This is a genomic window from Rhodococcus sp. B50 (assembly GCF_013602415.1).
GTDB lineage: Bacteria > Actinomycetota > Actinomycetes > Mycobacteriales > Mycobacteriaceae > Rhodococcus.
The window spans coordinates 2,484,612-2,499,023 of record NZ_WPAG02000002.1 but is presented as its reverse complement, the minus strand read 5'-3'; the positions used below and the strand labels follow the sequence as shown (position 1 = coordinate 2,499,023).

Genomic DNA, 14,412 nt, shown 5'->3' with positions numbered 1-14,412 from the left:
TAAAGGGAATCGGGTCTACTTGATGGCGCCGAACGACAGGCCGCGCACGAGCTTGTTCTGAGCGAGCCAGCCCGCGAGCACGACGGGCAGCGCCGCCATCGTCGCGGCGGCGGACAGCCGGGCCCAGTACAGGCCCTCACCGGTGATGAAACCGACGAGGAAGACGGGGATCGTCTGCGCCTGGACGGCGGTCAGGTTGACGGCGAAGAAGAACTCGTTCCACGAGAAGATCACGCAGATCAGGGCGGTCGCGGCGATGCCGGGGGAGACGAGCGGCAGGATCAGCTCGCGTACCGCCGTCCACAGGTTCGCGCCGTCCATGCTCGCCGCCTCGAGCAGCTCGCCCGGGACCTCGAGGAAGAACGACCGCATCATCCACACCGCGATGGGCAGGTTCATCGCCGTGTACAGGATGATCAGGGCCCAGATGTTGTCGAGCAGGCCGACGTTCGCGACGATCACGTACAGCGGGATGATCGCCGCGACGATGGGCAGCATCTTCGTGCTGATGAAGAAGAACAACACGTCCTTGGTCTTCTTCACCGGCCGCAGCGACAGCGCGAAGGCCGCCGGCACGCCGAGCAGCAGGACCAGCACCGTCGAGACGATCGTGGCGAAGGCCGAGTTGAGCAGGGCCGTGCCCACTCCGGTCTCGAACACCGCCCGGAACTGGTCGAGGGTGGGGGTGAAGAAGAACTTCGGTGGGTCGGAGTAGGCGTCGGCCTCCTGCTTGAAGGCGGTGAGCACCATCCAGAAGACCGGGAAGAAGAATCCGATGGCGGCGATCCACGCGACCACACCCCAGGGATTGAACTTGCGGTTCTTGCGTTTCCGGGCCGTGCGCATGACACGGCCGGTGGGTTCCGTGGTGTCCGAAGCCTGCGGCTGCGTGGCCGTGGTGCTCATGCCGCTTCCTCCTTGCCGGTGAACGATGTGAAGATCAGGCGCAGCGCGAATGTGGCGATGACGATCGTGCCGATGACGACCACGACACCCATTGCCGCCGCCTGGCCGATGTCGAAGCCGAGGAACGCGCGCTGGTAGATGTAGAACGGCAGGTTGGAGCTGGCCGTGCCGGGTCCGCCCTGGGTCATCATATAGATCGCGTCGAACGTGTTCACCAGGTAGATCGCTCCGAGAACGGTGCCGAGTTCGATGAATCGGCGCAGGTGCGGCAGCGTCAGTTCGCGGAACAGTGCGAAGGCTCCGGCGCCGTCGACGCGGCCGGCCTCGAGGATGTCGCGGGGCATCGACTGCAGGCCGGCGAGGATGAGCAGCATCATGAACGGCGTCCACTGCCACACCAGCGCGACCATCACGGCCGGGAGCGGGAATCGGCTGATCCAGTCCACCTCGCCCACTCCGAAGGGGGAGAGCACGAAGTTGACGATGCCGAAGACGGGATCGAACATCGACGTCTTCCAGATCAGCGCACTGGCGACCGGGGTGACGAGGAACGGCGTGATGAGCAGGGTCCGTGCGATACCGCGTCCGAGGAACGCCCGGTCGAGCAGGAGCGCGAGGAGCAGCCCGAGTATCACGGAGATCAGGACCGTGCCGACGATGAGGATCACCGTGTTCAGGGTGACCTGCCAGAACTGGCTGTCCTGGAAGACGTCGACGTAGTTCTGGAGCCCGACGAACCGGCGGGAGCCGGGGCTGACGAGGTTCCACGACTGGGTCGAGTAGTACAGCGTGAACAAGAACGGGATCTGCGTGACCACGATCGTGAAGATCAGGGCCGGGAGCAGGGGTCCGCGCCGGCGCCATCCTTCGGCGCGGGAGATCTGCTCCTCCTTCGCTTCCCGTACGGCGCGGATTCGCTCGTCGGCGTCCGGTGCGGGACGCTGCGCTGCAGGTGCGGTCATTGGTCCTTCTCCCGGTAGGTCGCGCCGACGGCCTCGGCGTACTTCTGTGCCTGGTCGAGGGCTTCCTCGACGCTCTGCCGTCCGGCGATGGCGGCGCTGATCTGCTGGCTGACCCGGGTGCCGAGATCCTGGAACTCGGGGATGGCCACGAACTGGATGCCCGTGTACGGGACGGGGTCGACCGTGGGGTTCTGCTGGTCGGCTCCCTCGATGGATTCGAGGGTGATCGGGCCGTAGGCCGCGGCGGCCTCGGCGTATTCGGGGATCTCGTAGGTCGACAGTCGGCTGCCCGGCGGCACCCGCTCCCAGCCGAGTTGCTCGCCGACGGTGCGCAGGTACTGCTGGTCGGTCATCCATGAGATGAACTTCCACGCGTCCTCGGTGTGTTCGCTGCTCGCGGGGATGCCGAGCGACCACGTGTAGAGCCAGCCCGAGGGGTCCTTCTCCTGGACGGGCGCGGCCGCGTAGCCGATCTTCCCGACGACGTTGCTCGACGCGGGATCCTCGAGGGTCGAGACGGCGGAGGTGGAGTCGTACCACATGGCGACCCGGCCCTGCGCGAGTTGCGTTGCGCACTCGCTGAATCCGCTCGTCGCGGCACCGGGCTGACCGTACTCGCGGACGAGGTCGACATAGAACTGCACCGCTTCGCGTACCTCGGGACTGTTCAGCTGTGCGTTCCAGTTCTCGTCGAACCACCGTCCGCCGAAGGTGTTGATGACGGTGTCGAGCGGTGCGAGCAACTCACCCCAGCCGGGCTTGCCGCGCAGGCAGATGCCGTTGATGTCGGGGCTGTCGAGTTGCGCTGCGGCCTCGGCGACCTCGGTCCAGGTCGGCGGGTCGGACAGCGTGATGCCGGCCTGTTCGAACAGGTCCTTGCGATACATGAGGAACGACGATTCGCCGTAGAAGGGCACCGAGTACAGATCGCCCTCGTACGAGAGTGCTTCGCGCAGCGACGGAATGATGTCGTCGGCGTCGTAGCCGTCGGTCTGCTCGATGTACGGTGACAGATTCGTGAGCCAGCCGTACTCCGCCCACTGGGGAGTCTCGTAGTTGCTGATCATCACGACGTCGAACTCGCCACCGCCCATCGCCGTGGAGGCGGTGATCTTGGCGCGGGCCTGGTTCTCGGAGAGGGTGACGAACTTCAGGTCGATCTCCGGGTTCTCGGCCTCGAACTGCGACGCGAGTTGCTGTGCGTCCTGCATCTGGGAGTTCGACACCATCGCGATGGTGACGGTGCGGCCGGACGTACCGATCGATCCTGCACCGGCACAACCGGTCAGTGCGACGCTCAGGGCCACGGCTCCTGCCGCGGCCGCGCGGATGGATCTTCTTGCTGTAGGCACGATGGTCTACCTCATTTCGGTGGTGCCTCGTCCTTCGGGGTGCCGTTCTCGAGGGCGTGGTCGGGATGGTCGAGCAGGTACTGAGCGCACGCGATGTCACAGACGAGCATGTTCGCGAGACCGCCTCGGAGAGCACCGAGTACAGCGCGGTGCTTGGACTGTCCGCCGGTGACGAGAATGGTGGCGGGGCAGTCGCGGACGTCGTCGAGGGGGACCGACATGGTGCGGGTCTCGAGTTCGCCGTGCACAGCGGTGCCGTCGGCGCGGAAGAACCGTCCGCCGATCTCGCCGACCGCACCGAGGCCGTCGAGTTCGTGGAGCATCGCGGTGTCGAGGAAGCTGCCCTCGAACAGAGTGGTCGAGGTCGACACCGCGCCCACGCCGAAGATCATCACCTCGGCGCGGCGTCCGACCTCGAGCGTGCGGGAGATCAGTGAGTCGGTGCGCATCGACGCGACCGTGGACGGATCGGCGTACAGCGGCGTGGGAAGCCGGAGCGGTTGCGCCCGAAGTTGTTCGGCGCAGCGGCCGAGAACGAACTCGGTGCCGGTCTGATAGGCGCTCGTGGAGATGGATCCGTCGAGCTGGACGATCGTCGCGCAACTGGCGACACCCGACGGGAGGGCCTGCGCCACGGCGACCGTCTCCGGACCCCACGTGAATCCGAGGGTGTCGGACGGACGGAGGCGGCGGGTGAGCAGGCCGGCGGCGGCGCGTCCGAGGGCGGTGAAGCTCGCGGAGTCCTCGATCGGGCCGGCGTCGTCGACGCGGCGCCCGACCACAACGGCCTCGACGAGTCCGTAGCGCTCCTCGAGTGCCCGTTCGGTCTCGGCGTGCAGGTCGTCGCGCCAGGTGGGTGGCACGGTGACCTCGATGCGCACCAGTCCCTGGGCGCGAGCGCGCGCGACGAGCCGGCCGGCGGTGGGGCGGGAGACGCCGAGGCGCTGCGCCACCTCCGCCTGCGTGAGGCCGTCGAGGTAGTAGAGCGTCGCGGCCCGCACGGCGAGACGGAGATCCTCGGTGGATACCGGGCTCTCCGTGTCCGGGATGTTGGTGGGGCCGGGGGCGGTCACGAGCTCTCCTTGGTGCGAGCAGTCTTCGTCGCGCTCCGTGAGCATCTGCTCAGGGGTGCGTGTATCTGCTCAGTACGTTAGCATCGGAGTGTGACCCACACAACAGTTCGCCCGACGCTCCCGGACACGATGCGTGCTGCCGTGCTTCTCGAACCGGGCCGCATCGAGATGCAGGAACGGCCTCTACCTGCACCGGAGCCCGGCGACGTCCTCGTCCGGGTAACCACCGTGGGGGTGTGCGGCTCGGACGCGCACTACTACCGCGAAGGGCGGATCGGCGAGTTCGTCGTGACCGATCCGATCGTGCTCGGCCACGAGGCGTCCGGGGTCGTGGTCGCGGTCGGGGACGGTGTTCCGCAGAGCCGGATCGGCGAACGGGTCTCGATCGAACCGCAACGTCCCGACCCGCTCACCGAGGAGACGCGCCGCGGCGACTACAACCTGTGCCCGCACATGCGCTTCTACGCCACGCCGCCCGTCGACGGCGCCCTGTGCGAATACGTCACCATCGGGGCGGCCTTCGCACATCGCGTTCCGGACACCGTGTCCGACGACGCAGCCGCCCTGTGCGAGCCCCTGTCGGTCGGTATCGCGGCCGTCCGCAAGGCTCGCGTCACCGCAGGCTCGCGCGTCCTCGTCACCGGCGCCGGGCCCGTCGGCATCGTCGTCGCCCAGGTTGCGCGCGCTTTCGGTGCGGTCGAGGTCGTCGTCACCGACCTCGACGAACGACGACGCGAGACCGCACTGTCGTTCGGGGCGAGCGCTGCGCTCGATCCCCGCGTCGACGACCCGGCGGCCCTGCGCGTGGACGCCTACATCGACGCGTCCGGTGCCCCTGCGGCCGTCGATTCGGGTATCCGCGCGGTCCGTCCCGGCGGCACCGTCGTCCTCGTCGGATCCGGCGCCGAGACCATGACCCTGCCGGTGCAGCTCGTCCAGAACCGCGAACTGATCCTGACCGGGGTGTTCCGCTACGCGAACACGTGGCCGACTGCGCTCGCACTCGTCGAGTCGGGCCGGGTCGATCTCGACTCGATGGTCACCGCCCGGTTCCCCCTCGACAAGACCGCCGACGCGCTCGAATCCGATCGGACACCCGGAAACATCAAGGCCGTCGTGGACGTGACCGATCCGGCGGGAAAGGACCGAAGATCATGCGTGTGAGTGAGCAGACGCTCCCGGAGTTGGACGTGCCCGTCCCGGGCTACCGGCGGGACGACGTCTCCGTCGGCATCGTGCACTTCGGTGTGGGTGGTTTCCACCGCGCGCACCAGGCGATGTACGTCGACCGCCTCCTCGAACAGGGGAAGGCGAAGGAATGGGGGATCTGCGGCGTCGGGGTGCTCCCCGGTGACCGCCGCATGCAGGAGGCGCTCGCCGCCCAGGACCACCTGTACACACTCGTGCTCACCCACCCCGACGGCACGTGGGAACCGCGCGTGATCGGCTCCATCGTCGATTACCGTTACGCCCCCGACGATCCCGAGGCCGTCGTCGAACTTCTCGCGGCTCCGGCCACCCGTATCATCTCGCTGACCGTCACCGAGGGTGGCTACAACATCCGCCACGACACCGGCGAATTCGACGTCGACGATCCGGCCGTGCAACACGATCTGCACTCGGGCGAACCACCCGCGACGGTATTCGGTCTCGTCACCGAAGCTCTCGCCCGGCGCCGCGCCCGGGGACTTCGCGCCCCGACGGTGATGTCGTGCGACAACATCGAGGGCAACGGAACCGTCGCCCGCCGCGTCTTCACCGAGTACGCTCGACTCGTCGATCCCGAACTCGCCCAGTGGATCTCCGAACACGTCCGGTTCCCCAACTCGATGGTCGACCGGATCACCCCCGTGACCACCGACGAGGTCGTCTCGGCCTTGTCCGAGCGCTTCGACGTGCAGGACCGCTGGCCGGTGGCTGCCGAACCGTTCACCTCGTGGGTACTCGAGGAATCCTTCGCCGACGGGCGGCCGCCGTTCGAGGACGCGGGAGTGCAGATCGTCGACGACGTCGCTCCCTACGAACTGATGAAGTTGCGCCTGCTCAACGCGAGTCATCAAGGACTCTGCTATTTCGCGTACCTCATGGGATACCGACTCGTCCACGAGGCCGCACAGGATCCGCTCCTCGCCGGGTTCGTGCGCGCCTACATGGACACCGAGGCGACGCCCACCCTGAAACCGGTGCCGGGCATCGATCTCGACGAGTACAAGACCACCCTCATCCAACGGTTCGCGAACCCCGAGATCAGGGACACGATCGCACGATTGTGTGCCGAATCGTCCGACCGCATCCCGAAATGGCTGGTGCCGGTTATCCGTGAGAACCTGGCCACCGGCGGGCACGTGGTGCTGTCCGCGGCGATCGTCGCCTCGTGGGCCCGCTACGCCGAGGGGGTCGACGAACAGGGGCAGCCGATCGAGGTCGTCGACCGCCTGGCGGGTACGCTCGTCCCGATCGCGCGACGACAACTCACGCATCCCACGGCGTTCATCGAGAACGTCGAGGTCTTCGGCGATCTCGCGCAGCACCGTCGCTTCGTCGATGCGTACGCGTGGGCACTGAACGCCCTGCACGGCGACGGCGCACGCGCCACCCTGAAGGAACTTCCAGGAGAGCCGGAATGAACGGCCACGCGCTCGTCGTCGGTGAGGCCCTCGTCGACATCGTCCATCGCGGCGGATCCGCTCCCGTCGAGCACGTGGGCGGGAGCCCGCTCAACGTCGCACTGGGCCTCGGACGGCTCGGCCGGCCCGTGCGGTTCACGACACGCGTCGGCACCGACGCCCGCGGCTTGCGGATCGTCGATCACCTCACCGCCTCCGGTGTGGCGCTGACCCCAGGGAGTGCGGCAGCCGCCCGTACCGCGACCGCGCAGGCGGAGATCGACGAGAAGGGCTCCGCGAAGTACGAGTTCGATATCGTCTGGGATCCGGTCGAGCCGCCACCCTCGGCGGACGCTGTGCTCGTGCACACCGGATCCATCGCCACGGTGCTCGAACCCGGATGCGATCTCGTCGCCGAACTCGTTGCGCAACAGTCGACGACGTCCACGGTGAGCTTCGACCCGAACGTCCGACCTGCCCTGATCGACGACCCCGCACGCGGACGGGCACGCATCGAACACCTGGTCTCGCTCGCCGATGTCGTCAAGGCCAGCGACGAGGACCTGCGGTGGTTCGCGCCCGATCGCGATCCCGTCGACACCGCACGGGAATGGCTCTCGCGAGGACCGGCGATCGTCGCGGTGACCCGCGGCGAGCACGGTGCGGTGGCACTGTGCGCGAACGGAACGGTCGAGGTGCCCGCCGTGCGGGTCGAGGTGGTCGACACGGTCGGGGCCGGTGATGCCTTCACCACCGGTCTGCTCGACGGATTGTGGACCTGCGGCCTCCTCGGCGCCGACCGGAGGGAACGCTTGCGAGGCATCAGCATCGCCGAACTGCGCGACGTGCTCGACACCGCGGCGTGGACGTCCGGTCTGACCGTCGCGCGTGCCGGCGCCGATCTGCCCACCCTGGCCGATCGCACCGCAGCCCGGGAGGCGGCGCGATGACGCTCGTCGCCGGGATCGACTCGTCCACCCAGTCGTGCAAGGTCGTCGTATGTGACGCCGACACCGGCCGCATCGTGCGCGAGGGCCGCGCCCCCCACCCACCCGGCACCGCGGTGGACCCGCTGGAGTGGCGTGCCGCCTACGACCGGGCGTGCTCCGAAGCGGGGGGACTCGACGACGTCGCGGCGATCTCGGTGGGAGCGCAGCAGCACGGCATGGTGTGCCTCGACGAACGCGGCGACGTCGTCCGCGACGCATTGTTGTGGAACGACACGCGATCCGCGACGGCGGCAGCCGATCTCGTCGCCGAGGCCGGTGGCCCGGCCGCGTGGGCCGATGCCGTCGGCGTGGTCCCGCTCGCCGCGATCACCGTCGCGAAGGCCCGCTGGCTCGCCGACCGCGAACCCGGCAACGCCGATCGCACCGCAGCGCTGTGCCTGCCGCACGACTGGCTGACGTGGACGATGCGCACCGACCGCGACCTCGACCGGCTGACCACCGATCGCAGCGACGCGAGCGGCACCGGCTACTTCGACGCCTCCACGAACACCTACCGCCACCACCTGCTCGAACTGGCCCTGCGCCGGCCGAGTCCCATCCTCCCGCGGGTCGCCGGGCCGGCCGAGCGCGTCGGCGAGACGAGTTCCGGCGCCCTACTCGGGCCCGGTGCCGGCGACAACGCCGCGGGCGCGCTCGCCCTCGACGTCCGTGAGGGCGACGTGATCGTCTCGATCGGCACGTCGGGAGTGGTGTGCGCCGTGTCGTCCACCCCGGCCCATGATTCGGACGGGTACGTCGCGGGTTTCGCCGACGCGACCGGTCGGCACCTGCCGCTGGTGTGCACGCTCAACGGTGCTCGCGTGCTGGATGCCACCGCGACGATGCTCGGCGTCGACCATGCCGAACTCACCCGGCTCGCGCTCTCGGCACCGCCCGGCAGTGAGGGACTGGTGCTGGTCCCGTATCTGGAAGGGGAGCGCACCCCGAATCGTCCCGGCGCGACCGGAGCGCTGCACGGACTCCGGCTCGGCACAGCGACCCCCGCGCATCTCGCCCGGGCAGCCTTCGAAGGTCTGTTGTGTTCGCTGGCCGACGGCATCGACCACATCCGGGCGCAGGGCACCGAGGTCTGCCGTGTGCTGCTCGTCGGGGGAGGAGCGCGCTCGCAGGCGGTATGCGAGCTGGCGCCGGCCGTGCTCGGCGTGCCCGTCGACGTGCCCGAACCGGGGGAGTACGTGGCGCGGGGCGCCGCCAGGCAGGCGGCGTGGGTGCTGCGCGGAGGCGACGAGCCCCCGTCGTGGGAATCCGGCGCGACACGCCACTACGAGGCCGACCCGACACCGCACGTGCGGGAGCGCTACGCGGAGGTGCGGGACCTGACGGACGGTTCGGAGATCACCCGGAAAACACCCTCGGTGGGATGAGAACACTCGCTCGGCACCGGCGTCACGCGATCGGATCGGTGAGCAGTTCGAGGAACAGTCGTGCGGCCCTACTGTGGGACGCGTTGGTACGTCCGACGAGTGCGAGAGTGCGGCAACGGTTTCCGGTGTTCATGCGGATCCGTCGAAGCCCGCTGCGCTCTGCGATCGGTTCGGGCACGACCGCCACACCGAGACCGTAGCGGACCAGTTCGAGGAGACGGTCCATGTCACCGACCCGGAACGTGATGTGCCGCTGCACTCCTGCGGCCGCGAACAACGACTCGATCGTGGTCTGCAGACCGGTGCCCGCCTGGAAGTCGACGAACGAACAGGTCTGCAGGGCGTGCATGTCGATTTCCGTCACGGCTGCGAGCGGATGATCCGGGGCCGTGACGACGGTCAGCTCCTCACGGTAGGTCCGGAGCGCAGTCAGCCCCGACGGGAGCGGGCGTGCATCGAGCGCGACGAACGCCAGGTCCAGCTCCGCTGTGGTCACGGCATCGAAAAGTTCGTCCGTAGTCGCTTCCCTCAGCGTCACTCCGATTCCCGGAAACCTGCCGTGCAGGCGCGCCAGTAGTGCGGGAAGGTCCACTGCGGTGAACGTCTGCACTGTCCCCAGCGTCAATGTGCCGAGTTCTCCGGTCCGCAACCGTCCGACGGCGGCCACCGCGTCCTGCGCTTCCCCGAGCATTCTCTGCGCATAGGGATAGAGCACCCTGCCGGCATCGGTCGGGACCACCGAGCGGGTGGTGCGTTCGAACAACGGTGTTCCCAATTCGTTCTCCAGCGCGCGGACGGAGGCACTGAGAGCCGACTGGGACAGGTGCACGGATTCGGCGGCACGGGTGAAGTGACCGTGCTCGACGACCGCCAGGAAATGGCGGAGCTGACGAAACTCCATTGATCGATTCTACTTCTGGGATCGATCGATTTATCCCGTTGGACAGATCAGTGGGCGCCGTTCGACGATCTGATACATGTCACGCACCGATATCTCGACGCCTCGGATGGATCGTCGACTCGTCGTGGTGATGGCCCTCGCCTCGGGAATGGTGGTGGCCAACAGCTATTACGCGCAGCCACTGGTCGGCGCCATCGCCGACACCTTCGACGCCTCCACTGCCGAGGTCGGACTCGTGGTCACGGCCGGACAGATCGGGTACGCGCTCGGCCTGGCATTCCTCGTTCCCATCGGGGACATGGTCGAACGACGGACACTCCTGCGCTGGATGCTCCTCGTCACCGCTGCCGGATTGCTGGTCATGGCGTGGTCGCCGGACTGGCGGATCCTGGCAGCGTGTGCCGTCCTGGTCGGTACGGGATCGGTCGTGGGCCAGGTGCTGGTGCCTTTCGCGGCGAGTCTCGCCCGCGACGACGAACGTGGACGTGTCATCGGCAACGTGATGACCGGTCTGTTGCTGGGCATCCTGCTGTCCCGGGTGGTGGCAGGACTGATCGCCGAGGTTGCAGGCTGGCGAGCGGTGTTCGTATGCGCAGCGACGCTGATGCTGCTCACTGTGCTGTTGATCCGCACTCTGCCGGAGTCGGCCCCCACCACCGATGCCGGGTACCGTGCGGTGCTGGCTTCGGTGATTCGATTGGTGTCCGCCGAATCTGTTCTGCGGCAACGGATCGCGTACGGTGCACTGACGTACGCATCGTTCGGGGTGTTCTGGACGAGTGTAGGATTCCTCCTTGCCGGACCGGGATACGGATGGTCCGATGCGCGCATCGGGATGTTCACCCTCTTCGGTGTCGCGGGTGCGTTGGCCGCCCGTGTGGCGGGTGCTCTCGCCGACCGGGGATATGCGCGTCGCCAGACCGGCTTCTTCGTCGCCGTCACCGCGGCGAGCTTCGTCCTGCTCGCCGTGGGGGAAAGTCATGTCGCCGCGTTGGCGATCGGGGTCGCACTGTTGGATCTGGGCATCCAGGGAACGCACATCAGCAATCAGAGTCTGATCTATCCGCTTCGGTCCGACGCTCGGAGTCGCCTCAATACCGCCTACATGACCTGCTACTTTCTTGCGGGATCGCTCGGGAGTGTGCTGTCCACCCTCGTGTACTTCGGTGGAGGGTGGACGGCGGTGTGCGTGCTGGGTGCCGTCTTCCCCGCATGCGGTGTGGGGCTCTGGATTCATGAGATGCGGGTCGTGAGGCGCGCGCGGGAGTGCCCTCCCGTCGAGCACCGGGGGAACGCCTGAACGGTAGCGGTCCCCCGGGATTCCGGGTTCGCGGCCGACGGGTCTAGTGTTCGGCGGTGTGAGTAGTCGCACCGATGTGGTGTCCGCGCCGATTCGGCGGCTCGCGACCCGGCTGACGCACAGCCCTGCCCGGGTGGTGGCGCTGGGATTCGCCGCGGCGATCGTGGTGGGCACGGTCCTGCTGCTGACGCCGGCCGCAACGCAGTCCGGTGTCGGAGCAGGCGTGATGGCGGCGCTGTTCACCGCGACCTCCGCGGTGTGCCTGACCGGTCTGATCGTCGTGGACACTCCCACCTACTGGTCCGGATTCGGGCAGGGGGTGATCGTCGGGCTGATCCAAGTAGGCGGGTTCGGCATCATGACGATGGCCTCGCTGATCGGTTTGGTGCTGGCAGATCGGATCGGCCTGAAGGCCCGGCTCAATGCTGCGGCGGAGGTCCGTACGTCCGGACTCGGCGACGTCCGCAGCGTCGTCGTCGGTGTGGTGCGTACCAGCGTGCTCATCGAAACCGTCGTGGCGATATCACTGGCGATCCGCTTTGCGGTCGGCTACGACGAGACTCCGGCCCGCGCGGTGTGGTTGGGTGTCTTCCACGCGATCTCGGCGTTCAACAACGCCGGGTTCGCGCTCTACAGTGACAACATCGTCGGGTTCGCCGACGATCCGTGGATCTGTGTGCCGTTGATGGCTGCGGTGATCCTCGGCGGCATCGGGTTTCCGGTGCTGTTCGAACTCGGCCGGCATCTGCGGGGACACCGAACTCGCTGGTCTCTGCATACCCGGTTGACGGTGGTGGTCACCGCGGTGCTTCTGGTGGTCGGCCCGCTGTTGATCCTGCTTCTCGAGTGGAATCACACCCTACGTGGCCACGACTGGGGCGCGAAGCTGCTCATGGCCACCTTTCAGGGCGTCATGCCGCGCACCGCGGGTTTCAACAGCGTCGACTATGCCCAGGTGGATGATGCGACATTACTGGTGACCGATGTCCTGATGTTCATCGGAGGTGGGAGCGGTGGCACCGCCGGCGGTATCAAGGTCACCACCTTCGCCTTGCTGTTGTTCGTGATCGCGGCCGAGGTGCGAGGGGAGAAGTCCGTGACGGTGTTCGACCGGCGCATCGATCCGCGTCTCCAACGCCAAGCTCTGGCGGTGGCACTGATCGGCGTGGCGCTGGTGATGGTGCCGACACTCGTGCTTCTCGCCGGTACCGCGTTCGACCTCGACGTACTGCTGTTCGAGGTCACCTCGGCGTTCGCGACCGTGGGGCTGTCCACCGGCATCACCGCCCAATTGCCGTCCTGGGGACAGCTGATCCTGGTGGTGCTGATGTATCTGGGCAGGATCGGACCTATCACGCTCGTCAGTGCATTGGCGGCCCGAGATCGCGGTCGCCGCTACGAACTACCCATAGAAAGGCCCTTCATTGGCTAGGAAACCAGCCGCTGACGTCGTCGTCGTCCTGGGGCTCGGACGGTTCGGCAAATCGCTTGCTCTCGAACTGATGGCTCAGGGCACCGAGGTGCTCGGTGTCGATGCGAGCGAGGCGGTGATCGACAAGATATCGGGTCGCCTCACGCACGCGGCCGTCGCCGATACAACGGATGAGGAATCGCTCCGACAGTTGTCGGTGCACGAATACGGCCGAGCGGTCGTGGGCATCGGTTCGGACCTCGAAGCGAGTCTGCTCACGGCCTCGGCGCTGATCAACATGGCGGTACCCGACGTGTGGGCCAAGGCGATCAGCAATGCGCATGCCCGGATCCTCACCCAGATCGGCGTGCATCATGTCGTGCGACCCGAGCACGACATGGGCAAACGCGTTGCGCACCTGGTGCGTGGGCGGATGATGGACTACATCGAGTTCGACGACGGCTTCGCCATGGTCAAGACCGTCGCACCGGCATTCGCTGTGGGAAAGCCTTTGTCGCAGACGACGGTCCGAAGTCGATACGGTGTGACGGTGGTGGCGATCAAGCGGCCGGGGGAGGGATTCACCTACGCGACGGCCGACACCGTGATTTCTCCCGGCGACACGATCATCGTCTCCGGGCAGGCGCGCGAGACCGAACGGTTCGCCGAATTGGCCTGACGGTGTACAACGCCGGCTGCCGTAGTTATTTCTTCGATGTCAATGGCCGCAACAGTTTCAACTGGCCGTGGTCGACGGACCGGATGTTGCGGGAGTTGTCGTCGTTCGACGCCGCGTCGGGCCCATCCGAACGAGTCCGACCCGTCGAGTGGTCGGCGAGATCAATCCTCCACTCGCAGACCGAGATGGGCGGCGAACTGCCCTGCCAGGGCAACGACTTGGTGGGCGTCGATCGTTGCTCCCTTCATCCCGCCCATGTTGCGGATCGAGCCGATCCGCAAGCCGCGGAGGTCGACCTGGTCCAGGACAGCGCGGTGGACGTCGAGGACGCCGACGGAACAGTCCTCGAAGGCGACGCGCGTGAACGTGCCACCTCCCAGATCCAGTTCGTCGATGATGCAACCCCGGAAGAGCACGTCCCGTCCGGTAGCGGCACGGAGATTGACCAGGCCGAGTTTGGAGTCGGCGACGGTGACACCGCGCAGATCCGCATCGAAGAGGTCCATCGCACCGATCCGGCTGTCCTGGATGCACACCCGGTGCAGGCTGCTGCGCGGTGCGAACAGGCTCGGTGCCTGCATACGCTCGAACAGAATGTCGCGCAGCCGTGCGCTCGTGAGGTCGCTGTCGGCGACGATCGGTGCGGAGAGGACGCATTCGGACAGGGCGATCCCCGTCAGATCCCGTTCCGACAGATCGGTGTTCGTGTAGCGGTTGTTCTCGACGATTCCGTGCGCCAGCAATTCGTCGCCGTCGGAGTCGATGAGACCACCGAGTTTCGGAGCGTCGATCCTCGGCGGGCGGGTGGTGGAACGAGCGGCCATGGTGTCGGAGCCTCCGGAGCGGTG

Annotated in this window: 13 protein-coding genes; 7 read left to right on the top strand and 6 right to left on the bottom strand. The window is 67.2% G+C overall.

The window, feature by feature from the left end; translation table 11 throughout:
• Positions 1-15: 15 nt before the first annotated feature.
• Genes GON09_RS11730 through GON09_RS11715 form a run of 4 tightly spaced genes read right to left on the bottom strand, consistent with a single transcriptional unit; the run spans position 16 to position 4,293 of the window.
• On the bottom strand, positions 16-906 hold the full coding sequence (locus GON09_RS11730; protein WP_374195310.1) for a carbohydrate ABC transporter permease: 891 nt from the start codon (positions 904-906) through the stop codon (positions 16-18).
• A complete protein-coding gene (locus tag GON09_RS11725) occupies positions 903-1,868 on the bottom strand; it encodes a carbohydrate ABC transporter permease (RefSeq protein ID WP_016693894.1) in 966 nt (321 codons plus the stop codon). Before GON09_RS11725 ends, GON09_RS11730 begins: the two co-directional genes overlap by 4 nt.
• Positions 1,865-3,220: an ABC transporter substrate-binding protein gene (locus GON09_RS11720; RefSeq protein WP_238588621.1), complete on the bottom strand. Its 1,356-nt coding sequence runs from the start codon at positions 3,218-3,220 to the stop codon at positions 1,865-1,867. The genes GON09_RS11725 and GON09_RS11720 overlap by 4 nt, the downstream gene beginning before the upstream one ends.
• 11 nt (positions 3,221-3,231) lie before the next feature.
• Positions 3,232-4,293: a sugar-binding transcriptional regulator gene (locus GON09_RS11715; RefSeq protein WP_060651860.1), complete on the bottom strand. Its 1,062-nt coding sequence runs from the start codon at positions 4,291-4,293 to the stop codon at positions 3,232-3,234.
• Between the two features lie 129 nt (positions 4,294-4,422).
• Here GON09_RS11715 and GON09_RS11710 point away from each other — a divergent pair, with 129 nt between their 5' ends.
• The 4 genes from GON09_RS11710 to GON09_RS11695 are packed head-to-tail and all read left to right on the top strand — an operon-like array spanning position 4,423 to position 9,273.
• Positions 4,423-5,457 carry an NAD(P)-dependent alcohol dehydrogenase gene (locus GON09_RS11710; protein WP_213934421.1) on the top strand — a complete coding sequence of 345 codons (1,035 nt, stop codon included), beginning with the start codon at positions 4,423-4,425 and terminating at the stop codon, positions 5,455-5,457.
• Complete coding sequence (locus tag GON09_RS11705) at positions 5,448-6,920, top strand: mannitol dehydrogenase family protein (RefSeq protein WP_213931923.1); 1,473 nt, start codon at positions 5,448-5,450, stop codon at positions 6,918-6,920. The genes GON09_RS11710 and GON09_RS11705 overlap by 10 nt, the downstream gene beginning before the upstream one ends.
• Positions 6,917-7,849: a carbohydrate kinase family protein gene (locus GON09_RS11700; protein WP_213931922.1), complete on the top strand. Its 933-nt coding sequence runs from the start codon at positions 6,917-6,919 to the stop codon at positions 7,847-7,849. Before GON09_RS11705 ends, GON09_RS11700 begins: the two co-directional genes overlap by 4 nt.
• Positions 7,846-9,273, top strand: a complete 1,428-nt coding sequence (locus tag GON09_RS11695; protein WP_213931921.1) for a xylulokinase — start codon at positions 7,846-7,848, stop codon at positions 9,271-9,273. Before GON09_RS11700 ends, GON09_RS11695 begins: the two co-directional genes overlap by 4 nt.
• Positions 9,274-9,295: 22 nt before the next feature.
• Here GON09_RS11695 and GON09_RS11690 read toward each other — a convergent pair whose 3' ends face one another.
• A complete protein-coding gene (locus GON09_RS11690) occupies positions 9,296-10,174 on the bottom strand; it encodes a LysR family transcriptional regulator (RefSeq protein WP_213931920.1) in 879 nt (292 codons plus the stop codon).
• A 76-nt stretch (positions 10,175-10,250) separates the two neighbouring features.
• Here GON09_RS11690 and GON09_RS11685 point away from each other — a divergent pair, with 76 nt between their 5' ends.
• The 3 genes from GON09_RS11685 (at position 10,251) to GON09_RS11675 (ending at position 13,564) form a co-directional block, all read left to right on the top strand.
• Positions 10,251-11,474, top strand: a complete 1,224-nt coding sequence (locus GON09_RS11685; protein ID WP_244865494.1) for an MFS transporter — start codon at positions 10,251-10,253, stop codon at positions 11,472-11,474.
• Between the two features lie 76 nt (positions 11,475-11,550).
• Positions 11,551-12,906, top strand: coding sequence for a TrkH family potassium uptake protein (locus GON09_RS11680; protein WP_213934419.1), 1,356 nt, complete (start codon positions 11,551-11,553; stop codon positions 12,904-12,906).
• Positions 12,899-13,564 carry a potassium channel family protein gene (locus tag GON09_RS11675; protein ID WP_213931919.1) on the top strand — a complete coding sequence of 222 codons (666 nt, stop codon included), beginning with the start codon at positions 12,899-12,901 and terminating at the stop codon, positions 13,562-13,564. Before GON09_RS11680 ends, GON09_RS11675 begins: the two co-directional genes overlap by 8 nt.
• Before the next feature lie 161 nt (positions 13,565-13,725).
• On the opposite strand, the gene GON09_RS11670 is transcribed toward GON09_RS11675, so the two are convergent.
• Positions 13,726-14,388, bottom strand: a complete 663-nt coding sequence (locus GON09_RS11670) for a pentapeptide repeat-containing protein (protein ID WP_213931918.1) — start codon at positions 14,386-14,388, stop codon at positions 13,726-13,728.
• Between the last annotated feature and the right edge of the window lie 24 nt (positions 14,389-14,412).

Excerpts from the sequence above, each read along its gene's own strand:
- GON09_RS11730 (WP_374195310.1), bottom strand. The coding sequence starts at position 906 with ATGAGCACCACGGCCACGCAGCCGCAGGCTTCGGACACCACGGAACCC.
- GON09_RS11725 (WP_016693894.1), bottom strand. The coding sequence starts at position 1,868 with ATGACCGCACCTGCAGCGCAGCGTCCCGCACCGGACGCCGACGAGCGA.
- GON09_RS11710 (WP_213934421.1), top strand. The coding sequence starts at position 4,423 with ATGCGTGCTGCCGTGCTTCTCGAACCGGGCCGCATCGAGATGCAGGAA.
- GON09_RS11705 (WP_213931923.1), top strand. The coding sequence starts at position 5,448 with ATGCGTGTGAGTGAGCAGACGCTCCCGGAGTTGGACGTGCCCGTCCCG.
- GON09_RS11700 (WP_213931922.1), top strand. The coding sequence starts at position 6,917 with ATGAACGGCCACGCGCTCGTCGTCGGTGAGGCCCTCGTCGACATCGTC.
- GON09_RS11695 (WP_213931921.1), top strand. The coding sequence starts at position 7,846 with ATGACGCTCGTCGCCGGGATCGACTCGTCCACCCAGTCGTGCAAGGTC.
- GON09_RS11690 (WP_213931920.1), bottom strand. The coding sequence starts at position 10,174 with ATGGAGTTTCGTCAGCTCCGCCATTTCCTGGCGGTCGTCGAGCACGGT.
- GON09_RS11685 (WP_244865494.1), top strand. The coding sequence starts at position 10,251 with ATGTCACGCACCGATATCTCGACGCCTCGGATGGATCGTCGACTCGTC.
- GON09_RS11670 (WP_213931918.1), bottom strand. The coding sequence starts at position 14,388 with ATGGCCGCTCGTTCCACCACCCGCCCGCCGAGGATCGACGCTCCGAAA.